This is a genomic window from Colwellia sp. TT2012 (assembly GCF_001440345.1).
In the GTDB taxonomy this organism is placed as follows: Bacteria; Pseudomonadota; Gammaproteobacteria; order Enterobacterales; family Alteromonadaceae; genus Colwellia.
Genome location: NZ_LJYX01000006.1, coordinates 786,457 through 801,512, shown reverse-complemented (window position 1 = coordinate 801,512; position 15,056 = coordinate 786,457). Strand labels below are relative to the sequence as shown.

Annotated in this window: 14 protein-coding genes and 1 pseudogene; 8 read left to right on the top strand and 7 right to left on the bottom strand. The window is 38.8% G+C overall.

Features of this window, described 5'->3' with window-relative positions:
• Positions 1 to 43 precede the first annotated feature (43 nt).
• The gene (locus ASU03_RS05180; protein WP_231731492.1) at positions 44 to 955 is read left to right on the top strand and encodes a LysR substrate-binding domain-containing protein; all 912 of its coding nucleotides are present in this window, start codon (positions 44 to 46) and stop codon (positions 953 to 955) included.
• Between the two features lie 81 nt (positions 956 to 1,036).
• Here the strand turns inward: ASU03_RS05180 and ASU03_RS05175 are convergent, their stop codons facing one another.
• The 7 genes from ASU03_RS05175 to ASU03_RS05145 all read right to left on the bottom strand — a co-directional run bounded on the left by ASU03_RS05175 (position 1,037) and on the right by ASU03_RS05145 (position 8,854).
• On the bottom strand, positions 1,037 to 2,338 hold the full coding sequence (locus tag ASU03_RS05175) for a DUF3300 domain-containing protein (protein ID WP_057830782.1): 1,302 nt from the start codon (positions 2,336 to 2,338) through the stop codon (positions 1,037 to 1,039).
• A 228-nt stretch (positions 2,339 to 2,566) separates the two neighbouring features.
• On the bottom strand, positions 2,567 to 3,487 hold the full coding sequence (gene secF / locus ASU03_RS05170) for a protein translocase subunit SecF (protein WP_057830781.1): 921 nt from the start codon (positions 3,485 to 3,487) through the stop codon (positions 2,567 to 2,569).
• On the bottom strand, positions 3,484 to 5,322 hold the full coding sequence (gene secD, locus ASU03_RS05165) for a protein translocase subunit SecD (RefSeq protein ID WP_082627173.1): 1,839 nt from the start codon (positions 5,320 to 5,322) through the stop codon (positions 3,484 to 3,486). The genes secF and secD overlap by 4 nt, the downstream gene beginning before the upstream one ends.
• 521 nt (positions 5,323 to 5,843) lie before the next feature.
• Positions 5,844 to 6,263 carry a hypothetical protein gene (locus ASU03_RS05160; RefSeq protein WP_057830779.1) on the bottom strand — a complete coding sequence of 140 codons (420 nt, stop codon included), beginning with the start codon at positions 6,261 to 6,263 and terminating at the stop codon, positions 5,844 to 5,846.
• Between the two features lie 169 nt (positions 6,264 to 6,432).
• The gene (locus ASU03_RS05155) at positions 6,433 to 7,797 is read right to left on the bottom strand and encodes an ATP-binding protein (protein ID WP_057830778.1); all 1,365 of its coding nucleotides are present in this window, start codon (positions 7,795 to 7,797) and stop codon (positions 6,433 to 6,435) included.
• An 80-nt stretch (positions 7,798 to 7,877) separates the two neighbouring features.
• A complete protein-coding gene (locus ASU03_RS05150; RefSeq protein ID WP_057830777.1) occupies positions 7,878 to 8,555 on the bottom strand; it encodes a response regulator transcription factor in 678 nt (225 codons plus the stop codon).
• A gap of 17 nt (positions 8,556 to 8,572) precedes the next feature.
• Positions 8,573 to 8,854 carry a PepSY domain-containing protein gene (locus tag ASU03_RS05145; protein WP_057830776.1) on the bottom strand — a complete coding sequence of 94 codons (282 nt, stop codon included), beginning with the start codon at positions 8,852 to 8,854 and terminating at the stop codon, positions 8,573 to 8,575.
• A gap of 146 nt (positions 8,855 to 9,000) precedes the next feature.
• On the opposite strand from ASU03_RS05145, the gene ASU03_RS05140 reads away from it, so the two are divergent.
• The 7 genes and pseudogenes from ASU03_RS05140 (at position 9,001) to ASU03_RS05115 (ending at position 14,961) form a co-directional block, all read left to right on the top strand.
• The gene (locus tag ASU03_RS05140; protein WP_231731491.1) at positions 9,001 to 10,044 is read left to right on the top strand and encodes a choice-of-anchor H family protein; all 1,044 of its coding nucleotides are present in this window, start codon (positions 9,001 to 9,003) and stop codon (positions 10,042 to 10,044) included.
• A 465-nt stretch (positions 10,045 to 10,509) separates the two neighbouring features.
• The gene (locus ASU03_RS05135; RefSeq protein ID WP_082627151.1) at positions 10,510 to 11,886 is read left to right on the top strand and encodes an MATE family efflux transporter; all 1,377 of its coding nucleotides are present in this window, start codon (positions 10,510 to 10,512) and stop codon (positions 11,884 to 11,886) included.
• Positions 11,887 to 12,226: 340 nt separating this feature from the next.
• Positions 12,227 to 12,391 (top strand): annotated as a pseudogene (gene csrA, locus ASU03_RS21385) (carbon storage regulator CsrA); the annotation flags it as partial.
• Positions 12,392 to 12,574: 183 nt separating this feature from the next.
• Entirely contained in the window at positions 12,575 to 12,742 is a 168-nt protein-coding gene (locus ASU03_RS20585) for a hypothetical protein (protein ID WP_157465814.1), read from the top strand.
• 489 nt (positions 12,743 to 13,231) lie between these two features.
• A complete protein-coding gene (locus ASU03_RS05125; protein ID WP_057830775.1) occupies positions 13,232 to 13,789 on the top strand; it encodes an alpha/beta hydrolase in 558 nt (185 codons plus the stop codon).
• Positions 13,790 to 13,792: 3 nt separating this feature from the next.
• Entirely contained in the window at positions 13,793 to 14,023 is a 231-nt protein-coding gene (locus ASU03_RS05120) for a hypothetical protein (RefSeq protein ID WP_057830774.1), read from the top strand.
• Positions 14,024 to 14,340: 317 nt separating this feature from the next.
• The gene (locus ASU03_RS05115; RefSeq protein WP_057830773.1) at positions 14,341 to 14,961 is read left to right on the top strand and encodes a TetR/AcrR family transcriptional regulator; all 621 of its coding nucleotides are present in this window, start codon (positions 14,341 to 14,343) and stop codon (positions 14,959 to 14,961) included.
• Positions 14,962 to 15,056 lie beyond the last annotated feature (95 nt).

Sequence of the window (15,056 nt, the reverse complement as noted above, 5' to 3'; positions counted from 1 at the left end):
AAGCTCAACTAAAAAATAACCTTGCCTGCAATAATCTTAAATCATGATTAAAAAAATATTAAAAAACATTAATTTACTGCATAGCTTTGAGTGTGCTGCTCGACATCAAAGCTATAGTAGGGCGGCGGCCGAACTGTGTATTTCACAGGCGGCAGTAAGTCAACAAATGCGGCAGTTAGAAGATAACCTAGGCAAACAGTTATTTTTAAGAAAAGGTAAAAGCATGCTCTTAACCCAACAAGGAAAAACCTTACTAGGTGCTAGCCAACAAGCTTTTAAAATAATAGAAAAAAGTATCAATGAGATAACTACTGAAGAAATAGCCGGCAGCTTGACCATTAGCTCCACCCAAGCTTTTACCGCTTTATGGCTGATGCCAAAGCTTAATAAATTTTTAGCACAATATCCCGATATACAAATCAGGGTAATGTCGTCCCCTCACTTTGAAGATCTTAAAGAACGGCATATTGATCTTGCCATTCGCTTTGGCAACAATGTACAGAAAAAAACCGACCCGGCGCTTAGCTGTGAATATTTTGGTGAAGACCCCGTCTATCCGGTGTGCTCGGCAGAACTTGCTAAAACAATGAGTTTTAAAACCCCAGCGGATTTACTGAAAACATGGCTGGTTAGTTTAGATAATCCTGGTTGCTACGATTGGCCATCTTGGTTTGAGCACAGTAATACTCAATGCTATCAAAACCATCAACAATGGACTGAGGTGCACAGCACTGATATGGCACTGAATGCGGTACTCAACGGCCATGGTTTTACTCTGGCAGCCAGGTATTTATGTATTGAACAATTAAAGTCGGGGCAACTTGTTATGCCAGTAAACATCCCTCACCCAAAGGTGGTAAAACGCTATTTTGTTTATGATGCTAACTCCGCAAAAATAGCGCGCTTAAAAATTTTCACCCACTGGATAACAGCTGAAATGAACTTTGCCCATTAGATCTTAGCTCCCCATATTAACGCTATTAATGAGCACTAAGTAACGACTATTTCCTGCTAATTTACTCCATAAATACTTGCCTTAGTTATGCTTGCTTTTATGGTGATTATTCCCCCTTACTAGGTGTTTGGGTGCTTGTCTGCTCGACTGCCTTATTGCTTGCTTTGACGGTTGCTTCGGTGAGGGTTTTGACACTGGATGCTGATAAACCGACTGTCTTTGCACCTGCTTATGCTGCTTTGATTGCGTAAAGTGCTTTTGCTTGGTTTGGTTATTCGCTGCATGGTTAAGATGTGGCTGTTTATCTGCCCGGTAATGCTTATGACTGGCCTGATGCACAGTTTTGTTAACCACTTTTGTCTGCGTCACTCTCGACTTACTGTGGACTTTATTACGGTGAACATTGCTACTGTGAACCACTTTATTACGGTGAACCTTGTTACTGTGAACTCTAGTGCTACGCACAACTTTATTGTGATGGACGCTAGGACGTACGCCATAATACTTTTGTGTTACTCGGCCACTGCTGTAGGCAACACCACGTCTATGTTTAGGTTGATGACTCCAACGCTTGGCATGATGACTAGTCACTATTTTTTTTCTTGGGTGATAACCATGGCGGTTATAGTGATTCACTACTACATGGTGGTTTTGCCAATGAAAGGCGCTAAAGAAAAAATGACTACTAATATGGATGCCAGTGCCCCAATAAAAATGACCACGATGAGCCGAATAATAATGAGGGTTATGCCAATAGACCGGCGGGTAATGGGACCAGTGCCAACGGCCATAAACCACGCGAGTATCATAATAAGGCACATAAATAATTTCTGGCTGTGCAGGCTCTATGATAATGACTTGCTGTTCTTTTATTACCTTAACATTATCCATATTAGCCAAGCTGCCTGCTTGCTCAGCCTGTTGTCGTAACGTTTGAATACTGGCTAGCACTCTGGCTTCATCTTGTAAAAAGGCATCACCGAGCTTTTGCATCCAGCTAAGATCTTCACTCAATTTAGCCATCACTCGAGGAAAAACCAAAAGCGCTTTAATACTGGCATCCCAATCTTTTTGTTGTGCTTTTTTTTCTATTTGAGCCGCGGTTAAAGCCGAATATTTGTTGAGCCAACGTTCAGCGGCAATCACTTCAATAGGATAAGTCGAGGCAATAAGAATATGCGTCAGTAAGGTATCTGGGTATAAGGCAATAGGTGCTAAAATTTGTGCAAGTTCAGCGGCAGATATCAAGGTTTCTTGTTGTTCCTGTGCCAACGACTTAGTTGAATAAACGGTGGTTGATAATACCAAGGCCGACAACAAAAATAGCCATGTTATCATTGGGTGTTTTAACTCCTTATGCCATGGGGATTGATAAAAATACATAAGCTCACCTTTGTTCATTACTAATTATATAAACTAGAGTACTCTGATGAAGCTGAACAAAGGCTGAACAAATACTATTAGGGGGAAGCTGATAATACTCTGCCCATCTTTAAGATGAAGAATTGGCAGTTAATATTTACCGCAAAGAACCTGCCTCAAAGTATCTAGCTATCCACCATAGAGTCAGTCGCTAGATACCCTAAAACTAGAAATTCGCCCTAAGTTCAATTAGGGTAATGGACAAACATCCTCTTCCTTTTTTTGATAATAATCGGCGGTAAGTCCTAATAATTGAGGCACAGTCGCCGAAATAGCAATTGAGGAAAAAGTACCCACTAAGACGCCTAAAAATAGCGCAATAGCAAAGCCAGATAACGATTCACCAGCAAAAATCCATATTGATAATATCGTAGTCAGCGTAGTTCCAGACGTTATCAAGGTGCGAGCTACGGTTGCTTTTATCGCCTGATTAATAATGCTATCTATATCTTTATCCTTCGTTCTTTTCATTATTTCTCGAACCTTGTCGCCGATAATAATCGAATCATTTAGTGAATAACCTATAATTGCCAGTAAACTTGCTAAAATGGTTAAATCAAATGAAATATCAAACCAGGCAAAGAATCCAAGTACAATAATCACGTCATGGAAAAGTGCAATGACAGAGCCTGCAGCCAAGCGCCATTCAAACCGTAAAGATAAGTAGAGCAGTATCGCCATCACGGCAGTTAATAACGCCAGTCCGCCTTGGTTAATTAACTCCTCACCTACTTGGCTACCGATATAAATGGAGTCTTGTGGGGTGATCGTTAAGCCGCTTTGTTGCGAAAATTCACTTAACCATGTTTTTCCTTTTAAGCTAATATCATTATCCGCTTGCTGTACGCTCCAATGGGTACCATTATCAGCAGAAGATAACTGAAATGAATCGGGTAAATATGACGTTAATAACCCTGACATTTTATGCTGAGTTATCGATTGTTGAGTAGAGAACTCGGTTAAATATCCGCCAGTGAAATCTAAACCAAGGTTAAGTCCGTGGCTAAATAAACCCAATAAAGAAATTAGCACCATTACTGCAGCAAAATAGGCACTTATAATTCGAAGCTTACTCAAGTTTTTTGTTAGCTTTAAAGTGAGGTTATTCATAATTTAACTCCAAGTAATTGCGCCTTGTTATCACGAATCAATAAGTTGGTTAACGCCTTTGAGACGAATACCCCAGTGAACATACTGGTTAAGATTCCTAAACATAAAATGATGGCAAAACCTTTGACCGGACCATAACCGATGGAATATAAAATTATCCCGGTGATCAAGGTCGTAATATTGGCATCGAGAATGGTTGAGAATGCACTTTTATAACCGCTTTCAATTGCAGATAGTACTTGGCGCCCCCGCTTTAACTCTTCTTTTATCCTTTCAAAAATAAGTACATTGGTATCAACTGCCATGCCTACTGTTAACACTAAACCGGCTATGCCAGGAAGTGTCAGTACAGCACCTGGAAGCAGTGACATTAAGCCAAGTAAACTGACTAAATTTAATGCCAATGCTACATTGGCGATAACGCCTAAGGTGCGATACCAAAAGGTCATAAACAATAAAGTACAAGCAATGCCTATGGTTAACGCTTTAATTCCATGCGCTATATTATCCTCGCCGAGAGTCGCTTCTATGCTACGCTGCTTTACTATGGTTACTGGTGCAGTCAAAGAGCCCGCTCGTAATAATAAAGCAAGTTCTTGTGCCGCTTGTGGGCTAGACATGTTGGTAATACTAAATTGTGAGCCTAAATGCTGTTGGATAGTGGCTACATTAATGACCTTACTTTTCTTAACCATTTCATCTTTCGCATCCCGATAAAACTCAGAAAATACCGTTACCATTGGTTTGCCAATATTCTTTTTAGAGAACATAGACATTTTCTTACCGCCAACACTATCCAACGTCAGGTTGACTAATGGCATGCCCATTTCATCTTTACCTGATTTAGCATTTTTAATATGGCTCCCCGAAAATACCACCTGAGCATTCAATCTTAGCTTTTGGCCATTGTCATCAAGCATTTGAATAATACCGACAGCATTTGAATTGGCAGCCATTTGATAAAAGTCTAGTGAAGCCGTGGCGCCAATAATCCTTTTGGCGGCTTCGGGATCATGGACACCAGGTAACTCAATGCGAATTCTATTTTTTCCTTGTTTTTGGGTAACCGCTTCGGTGATGCCTAACTCCTCTATTCGCCCTCTCATGGTTTTAAGCGTTTGCTGCATCGTATCTTGACGAAACTTGACTTGCTCTGGTAAGGAGTAAGTCAAAAAAACTTGATTATCATCCCGTTTATTTTGAGTTAATTCTGGATGGTTTTTCTTAATTTCACTTAACAGCTTATCTATATTTTTTTGCTTAGTGCTTTGCTTAGTTAGGGCAAAATCAATAATAATAGAATGGTTATTCGGTTGTGATATTTTGTCGATACGGATGCGGCTCTCTACCGCTAATGACCTAATTTCTAGAGCAATACCTTTTAGCCGATCCGCTAATGCTCGTTCAGTATCGACATCAAGTACAAATAAAACACCACCACTTAGGTCCAAACCTAATTTTATTGGTTGTCCGCCCAATAATTTAAGCCATGCTGGAGCTGTGTTTTCTATTGAACTTGTAATGGCATAATTTTCACCTAGCTCTTGTGTTAACAGTTTTTCAATAGCCTGCTGATCAGCTTTATTAGCTAAAGTAATCGAGGTACTTGCTGTAGATATTCGAATTTCATCAACAGAAAATTTATGCTCACTAAGTAAAGTAACAATACCTTGAGATGACATTTGTTGGGAATGAGTGTTATGTGTAAGGTGGATAGTCACCTTATCAGAATACAAGTTGGGTAATGCGCTAATAAGCATAAATAGTAATATCAAAAGAATGACAATATTTTGCCATTTAGCAGGTTTTTCCTGCTTAGTTGTCCGTGAATTCATCATAAAATCTCTAAATGTAGACTTACCGGAGTTGCTATAACTCAATTTTCTCATTGAAATTTTTCAATAAAATAAAAAGTTTAAATAATAAAAAACAAATACGGCAAGTCACTGATGGTTTACCATTAGTATTGGAAAAAGGGGGAATAGTTGATTTTTACAGTTCAAAAAATACCAATGTAGAATTTAATTAAACTGTGTATACCCAAGCAACCTCAAGATGCAGGATTCAGCTGGAATTAGAAGCGTCTTTAAACAAGGCATTGATTGAAGAAAATGGTTATTCCCTTATCGAAATCAATAACGATGGATAAAGCGCTTCTAAACCAGCCCTTCTGGGACGTCTGATCAAATCACGTTCATCGTTGCGTAGTTCATTAAGGACGCTGCATGGATGCAGCTTAATAGATAATGCAGGAGCATATTATCCTGAACAACCATTAATAAAATACACGTCTTGATCATGAATCGCTCAGGCGTCCTGAACGAGCATCTTGAAGTAGCTTGGGTATAGTAATGAATTAGCTGTGGTAAGTAGTGCGCGATGCATACAAGAAGTTACCGTCTTTCCAGCCGGAAAGTCGAGATGAGTTAGTTTTGTGACTTAATTGTTCAAACCAAGGCGTTATCAGCGGTGGATTCGCCAGGTTTTTAAACAAACCTGCCGTTAGCTTTATTTTGAAAAACTCGACCACTAATACATAGTTTGGTGATGTTTGTACTTCAGCAGTAAATAGTGAGGGAGTAAGCCTATTTAATCTTGGTAAATTAAAGACATCTTCAGGTTCATCACTATCGAAAAATGGAGCTGTTTGCTGGTCAATTTGAGCAATGGAGACATTATTAGCTGAGTCATCAGCAATGTTTTCTGAGATCGGCAAAGCACTAGCGGTTTGAGCTAATACTAATAAAAATAACATTACTGCTAATTTACGCCACATGAAAACAATCACTCTACTAAGATATTCAATGATATAGGGTTCTTTATTACTTTTTCAATAGTAAGACAAGTAATAACATCAATCAATCAGCTAACAATATCAAACACAGGAAAAATTTCAGCTGAAGATATACTGCTGGGTATTGAATAATATTTTGGCTAGTTATTCATTAGCCCATACTTGTAAAAGTAAGGGTAAACTTTGCCCCGCCTAATGCTGCAGAGTTGCCAATGTGCAGCTTGCCTTGATAACTGGCCACTAGATCGCGCACTATTGCTAAGCCAACACCATGTCCTTCTTGATAAGTATCCGCACGAACGCCGCGCTCTAGTATTTGGCTGATTTGCTGTTTTTTAATACCAATACCATCATCTTCAATGCAAATAACTAACACATCACCTTGCTGGCTGACCGTTAGCATAATAACGCTTTTTGCTGCTTTATAAGCGTTATCCAATAAATTACCTAACAGCTCAAGCAGATCCGCTTCATCACATTTAAAGGTCAGTTTATCTGTTAACTTGCTGATTATTTTTTTATCTTCATCATGATAAATTTTAGCTAGGGTCTTAAGTAACTTATCTACCACGGGTTTTACGGCAATGCCCAACAGCCAAGAAGAATGTCCAGCACTTTGTGCGCGCTTTAATTGATGGTCAATGGTTGAATTAATGCGATTAATTTGCTCTTGGTTAACCACAGAAATATCGCTTTGTGCTTGTAAAACTGCCAAGGGTGTTTTTAAACTATGGGCAAGATCAGATAAAGCATTACGATAACGTTGCCTTTGCTTTTCTTCAGTCGCTAATAACTGATTTAACTGCGTGGTTAGTGGCGATAACTCTTTGGGATAAACACTCGTTAACCTTTGTGCTTTACCTTGTTCAATCGCCTTAACTTCTTGCTCTAAAGTCGATAATGGTTTTAGTGTCCACATTAACCAGACCAGTTGCAGCAAAAATATAATGGCCATTAAGAATGCTAAACCAAGCCAAAGTTGCTGTTTAAAATCGCTAATGAGTTGTAAGTAGCTTTGCTTATCTTTGATGATATGAACCGTCATGGGAAAGCTATGCTCATCATCAGTAAAACTTACTGCATAGCTATAAATAAAATGCGGTAAGCTATTAATTTCAATGCGAGTAAAAGCTGTTTCGCCCGTTATCAGGGTTACTAATTGTTTAGGTAGTTTATTGGGTAAGTTAAGGGTAAGCAAAGATTGCGAGCGCCATAAAGTGGTACTTTTGTTATGTAGACTTTTCTTATTTAGCGTATTATTTGTATCCGCTTGCTTGCTCTCTTGCTGCGAGATAAAAGCATATAAGCCTGAATCACTAACATTAAACTGATTTTCAATTAATGCTTCCGGCATGATGAGCCTAGCTTGTTCGACTTCTGCCACCGCCAAAATGGTATAGCTGTAGGCAGTTAATTCATTTTTTATGCTGCCCACCATGTGTTTCTCAAATGAGTTCATGATGATAAACGCAACGGTGGGCAATATAATAAGCACCATAGCCAGTAGACTCACCATCAAACGTACTTTAAGGGAATTGAAGAAAGAGTTTAAATAAATTTTAATTCGAGGCTTTAAAAATGGCAGCAAGAAAATACCTAAGCAGTAAAGTCAATTAAACGATAGCCTTGACCACGCTTAGTTTCAATAAAATTATGTTTACTGTCAGGGTCAAGTTTTTTCCGTAAACGTCTAATAAAGACCTCGATAACATTAGAGTCTAAATCAAAGTCCTGATCGTATATGTGCTCCGTTAAGGTGGTTTTCGAAACCACTTCCCCTATGTGCAACATGAGATATTTAAACACTTTAAATTCCTGAGCACTTAAATTAACGCTTATTTGCTCTACTGATACTTGCGAGGTAGCCGTGTCTAAAGTAAAGGGACCATTATTAATGGTCGAACTCGCCTTACCCGCGCAGCGCCTGATCAACGCATTTAAGCGAGAGCTGAGTTCTTCGATATGAAAAGGTTTAGTGAGGTAATCATCAGCGCCAGCATCTAAACCGGCTACTTTATCTTGCCAACGATCCCGGGCGGTAAGAATTAAAATGGGGAAGTTTCGGCCTTTTTCTCTTAATTTTTTAACCACAGTAGTACCGTCCATTTTAGGTAAACCTAAATCGATCACAGCAATATCATAGTCATATTCAAGGCCTTGAAATAAAGCGATTTCACCATCAGCAGCGACATCGACCGAGTAATTTTGCCGTACTAATTGTTGTTGCAGTTCATGCTGCAAGGCTGGATCATCTTCAACTAAAAGCAAACGCATGGTAATTATCCCTGGAGCTAGTTCTTTTCTATTTTACCGGTTTTAGCATTGACCTTTTTAGAGATCACCTGCCCATTAGGTTTAACAATTTTGACTCGATAACCGGCATTGTTTTTTTGTTTATTAACTTTTAACACCCTACCGCCATATTGTTTTTGTACTATTTTTGCCGCTTGTTTTGAGCTAATAACCTTTTTATTGCCTTGTTTATTAACCTGCTTCTCTGCCGACCAAGCATCGCTGGCGCTTAAGGTCAGCACACTCATAAACAGTGTTAATAAAAAAACGCGTAATTTCATCTCAAACCCTAATGCAGATAATACTATATAACACTCAGTGTAAAAGAATGCTGCTCGCAAATAAACCAAGTTTCCCTTAATGATACGAAATACTAGCTGAACAAGGGCTGAACATTTTCTTAGTCGCTGTGCTAGGAGTTATCAAGATGTTCAGCTTGAGTTCATCTAACTTGCGCTTTAATGGTATCAAGCAACGTAACAAGGATTTAATGATGAACAATTTACCCAGACATTTATCTGCCAGAGAGTCATTAAATAAGGCCGGAAATGTTATTTCACAACTGACATTAAAACTAGCATCACCCATAAGTTCAAGGTTATCCCCCATACTAGTCTCCAGCTTGCAGTTAAGCTTAATGTTAACCTTGCTGTTAATGACATTGCCAAGTTTTGCTGAGCAAAGTTATTCTATCGGCCAATCAGCAAGCGCCTCTAACAAGCTATCAGCAGAGCAACTGATGCAAGCCATCAAGCATAGAGTCATACTTGGCGATAGCGACCAAACACAAAATAAAGCCTTAGCCCGCACACGCGATGAAGTTATCAAGCAAAAAAAACAACAAGCTCACAAACATATATCAGCCAGATTATTTAAGAAAATAGCTGATAACCCAAAAGTAGACAATACCAGTAGAAGCTTCAGTGACGGTAATTTTGTCATTTATGAAGGCTATGCACAGTTAATAGCAGACCATGATTTAGATGGTTACTATCAAACTTTTAGTGTCACCTTTGATGCCGATTTAATTACCTATAACCCTTATGATGTGGCTGTTGTCTATGCCGAGTTATACTTAAGCGAAAACGGCGGCCCTTGGCAGCATTACTACACTACCGACAGTTTTGTTATTCAGGGTGAAAGCTCAGAGGATGCTTTTGAAGTCTATAGCACCTTAAGCCAAGGCTTTAATCCTAATCATTACGATGTACTCATCGATTTATATGAAGTTGGTTACACAAATATTATTGCTTCTTATAGCAGTGATGACAGTAATAGTTTATATGCTTTACCCTTGGAGAGTAGTGATTATGATATTGAGTATGTTGAATATTACCAAGAAACTCATATTCATGGTGGTAGCGCTTCACTCTCCGGCTTGATGATTCTCATGATGATATTAGCTATGCGTCAGTTGTATCCGCAACGCAAGTGCTGCCGCTACGGGCTAATACGGCGATTAATGAATTAGGGGGCAAGCCTGCACTGTTCGCAAGGTACCTTAGAGCGCAGCTTTTTAAAAGTAACCGGATTAGCCCTTAAACAATGTCAATCGATTAACAAGCTGGAGGATATATTAGCGTTTTTATATCAACGCCAGCACAGTGACCTTAACTGGGTAGATATTGCTTTCCCGTTTGGTTTTATTGATCAAGCTCATTTCATTCGCTATCTAAATAAATACCTGAATAGTACCTGAATTTAACCCAAAAAGATTATGCCCAGCAACCTGGCTTCACCATTGACCTTTATGGTGGCATTGACTCTAAATAACCTGAGCAGATAATTAATTACTGCTAGTGCTCTGTTATTAGGGGGTTGGCATTTATTTAAGCAAACAAATGCGCTATGTTACTCCGTTAGATACGCTTAATAGCGCTTGGCTGTTTGCCTCTTTTCTTCTCAGTTTTTCAGTCACCAATGGATTTCATCGACCATGAAAGATCTTACTCAAGGCTCAATCCCTAAACATCTAATTAACATGGCATTACCCATGATGATAGGCATGTTTATCCAAACGTTATATTTTATCGTCGACTTATATTTTATTGGTAAATTAGGCGCTGCTGCCCTAGCAGGATTGAGTTTAGCGGGTAATGCTATGTTTTTAATCTTTGCACTCACCCAAATACTCAATGTTAGTACTGCAGCACTTATCTCTCATGCAGTTGGCGCAAAAGACAGAGAAGATGCTAACCTGACGTTCAACCAGTCGATGATGTTATCTACCGTCACGGGCCTAGTAGTTTGTATTATTGGCTACTTAGGCGCCGAAGCTTACCTCAATTTAATCTCACAAGACCTAGCAACGGTACAGATGGGCTTAACCTACCTGCATTGGTTTATTCCCTGTATGGCATTGCAGTTTGTTATGGTTTCGATTAGCTCAGCATTGCGTGGCACTGGTATTGTTAAGCCAACTATGATCATTCAAACACTTTCTATTTTAGTTAATATACTCCTGTCTCCGATATTGATTGCCGGCTGGGGCTCTGGCTATGCCATGGGGATTGCCGGTGCAGGATTAGCGAGTTCAATATCCGTTGTTTTTGCCGTCATTCTTTTATGTTATTACTTTAAAACAGCAGAGAAATACGTCAGCGTCGACTTTTCTCTTTGGCGAGTTGATACAGCGCGCATAAAAAAACTACTCGCTATTGGCTTACCTGCCGGTGGCGAGTTCTTTTTAATGTTTGTTTATATGGGCACTATTTATTGGTTAATTCAACCCTTTGGCGCGGATGCACAAGCTGGATTTGGCTTGGGATCGCGTATAATGCAATCGTTATTTTTACCGGCCATGGCTATTGCCTTTGCCGCGCCGGCAATTGCGGGGCAAAATTTTGGCGCAAAAAAATACCAAAGAGTGAGAGAAACCTTTACTTGGTCTGCCATTATGACCTGCTCATTGATGGCAATACTCACCCTAGCCTGTTTAAGCCAAGCTGAATGGATGGTGCAAGCCTTTTCTAATGACCAAGAAGTGTTATTAATTAGTGTCGTTTTTTTACAGCTTATCTGTTGGAACTTTGTGCCATCAGGGTTAGTTTTTACCTGCTCTGGCATGTTTCAAGCCCTAGGTAATACCATGCCGGCTTTATTTAGCACAGCCACACGTTTAATCACCTTTATCCTCCCTGCCCTGTGGCTATCACAGCAAGAGGACTTTCAAATTGAACAGCTTTGGTATGTCTCGGTAACCACAGTATGTATTCAAGCATCGGTCAGCTTTTATTTTCTAAGACGGGAATTTAACAAGCGCTTGCCACAGGATGATTCATTAAGTGAAAATTTAGCAAAAGAAAATCTATAATGTACTCACTCGTCTAAAAATAGTTACCATGACCTGAAGAAATGTAAAGCTAGCAGCTAGCAAAGTCTGCTAATATGCTATATTAATAATTAAAGTAAGCATAATTTATACAGTCTGCTTACTAATAAAACTGAAGTCTGGGAGTATTTATCCCGGTATTCCCCGCTATAAGCAAGAGCTATACTCAAGTTATATACATTTGACAACAGTTCGAAACAAAACACGACACCACAGCAGTTAACTTTTGGTTGTCTACACTATAACATCCGTTGCCAATGAACCGAGGTTCCGGTAAATACACATAACTTCATGACAAGCAATAAGGAATAAGGAATAAGCAATGTTAGTACTAACCAGAAAAATCAGTGAATCACTCATCATTAGTGATAATATCACCCTAACAATATTAGCCATACAAGGTAACCAAGTACGCATTGGCATTGATGCACCTAAAGACATATCTGTACACCGTGAAGAGATATACAACAAGATTCAAGATGAAAAACTTGTTGCCCCTGCGGTTAAATGGGTAAAACCAGAGCCATCCAACACTAAGCCGGCAACAGTTATAGTTAAGAAGTCTAGAAAGATAACTTAATCAATCAAGGTGAGTCCTTTAGTAATATGGCAATAAGTTGACCAATGCACAGTATCTTAGACCCGAAAATATATCAGTAGAGTGGTCGCCATGAACAAGAAAGCCATTGAGCTCTTTCTAGCAGAAGATAAGAACACGAGAACAGTTAAAGCCATTAAATCATTACTTAGCGGTGATGGCGGTGTCACCATAGCCAAAGCACTTGGTATCAGTAAACAAGCAGTTTATAAAATTAGAGATAAGTACATTAAGAAATAGTTATGATGTGCTTATACCAATTTCACTAAGTTGTTGCCCACTTATGCTGGTTAAAAGATCCCAAGACTAGGTTGCTCTCAATCCACATAAGCCAGCTATTGGTCTATCGAACGCCTTGTCCTGAAATATTTTTCCTGAGCACAACAAGAACACAAATTTAATGAAAATGATATTATCAACTAGCAAGGACGCTAAGCTGCCACATTAATACTCAAAATAAACATAATTTATACAGTCTGCTTACTAATAAAACTGAAGCCCGGGAACCTTTATCCCGGTCCCCCTTAATAAGCTCATCCTGCTAACCTTCTCTTACTAGCCAACTCCTGCTCAGGATCATTTACAGAAAAACAGAGCTTTCATAACCGATAATTCATTAACCATTCGTCAATTGGTGACACAGTCAATAATAATATTGCCCTTTACAAAATAGTACAGTCGAACTATTACAAAACACAGTTGTACTATTTTATTTTACGGATAATAAAAATGAAGTTTAGTTACTTTAATAATACCGGTTCAAAATTTGCTTTATCTTCTATTGGACGAGCGCTCACCGCAATATTGAGCACACTAGCGCCTAGATTTAGCTCCTTCTTGGGCGAAAATATATTGATGAAACCTTATAGTCGACGTAAATATGACTTTGAACAAATCAAACCAGATAAAGAGCTAAACTTACAAACATCAATGGGTATTGTTCACATAAACCTGTTTGGCTCAGGTAACCAGGTAATTATTATCAGCCACGGCTGGGGAGATACTAGTAACAGCTTTCAAAAAATGATCCTCTCCTTAACTGAGCAAGGTTATATTGTTGCCGCCATTGATCATATTGGTCATGGCAGATCATCTGGTAACAAATCACATCTACTTAGTTTTATTGAAACTCTTGAATTACTCATCGAACAGTTTAATGAAGAGCGTATCACGGTTGACGCCATTATTGCTCATTCTATGGGCGCTATTGCGACCTTAAACCTGCCGAGTTATTTACTGGCCAACAAAAAAATAATCCTAATTTCATCCCCCATCAATTTTTTTTAATTAATGTTTGAAAAAGTAGAACAAGCGGGGATTTCAAGAAAGCTACTGACCCGAGTATTAGAAAGTATTAGCCATAAACATGGCAAAACATGGCAGCAATTATCCACAGAAAACAACCGAGATAAGTTAGCATTAAACATCACCTTCATTCACGACCGTCAAGATAGATATGCGCCCTTCACCGACGTTACCCGTTTCTTGCAACAAGAAAAAAACACCTTGATTGCAACATAAGGACTTGGTCATAGCAAAATTCTAAGCGATACTAACGTTATTAATAACATCACTCAGGTCTTAGCTAATACCAAGTCCAATAACTTTCTTGCCACTCAGCGAGAATTAAAAGGCTTTTAGGCAAGGCATTGATTACCGAGAATGGCAGCATTTATCCAAAATAAATACCGATGCATACAAGCCTTTTACACTCGCCCTTGGTGGCTTCTTGGTAAAAGAATAACCGCACAAATTTATTTTATTTAGAATGACTAGACCATCATAAATTTTATTTGTTATTATCCTACAAAGACAGCTCTGAGCTGGTAACAAAATTAATGGAATTGGTATTCAGGAATAAAGGCGAACGTACCCGTTTAGAAATACTTAAGCAAAGCATAATATATAGCAGCCAGTATGGCCTTGCCGACATCACCATAGGCAGGGTTTCTAAATTATGTAATTTATCAAGGACGGATGTTATTTCGCACTTTGAAAATAAAGAAGATATGCAAATAGCTATCTTGCAATATGGTGAAGACTTATTTAGAGAGCGAGTGATCAAAACAGCGTGGCGAGAAGATCCATTAGATCATTTAATTAGGCTAATAGAAAACTGGGCCGACTGGACCAGTGAGATGTTTAAAGAGCACCAAGTAAGTTGCCCTTTTATCAAGGCTGTGGTTGAATTTCAAAACAGGCCCGCATCGAAAGTACGAACCTTTACCATTGAGCAACAAAATAGATTGCTCAACTACCTCACCCATAGAGTTGTGCGTTGTGTTGAACAAAAAAAGTTAACCGCCGAAATTACAAGCGATGCTATAGCCTATGAACTTTATAGCTTATATTTAGGTCATGCTATTACTCAACACACAGCGCCAATTAAGACCTCAGACACCTTATTTAAAAATAGTGTCGCCCGGTTATTAAAGCAATATCAAGTAAACAACAATTAATTCACGGATAAAGTAATAAATATATTTTTGAGCGTTAGTTATTCAATAAAATTAAGGCTATATTCAAGTATACAAGTATCATTGAAGTCAAAACT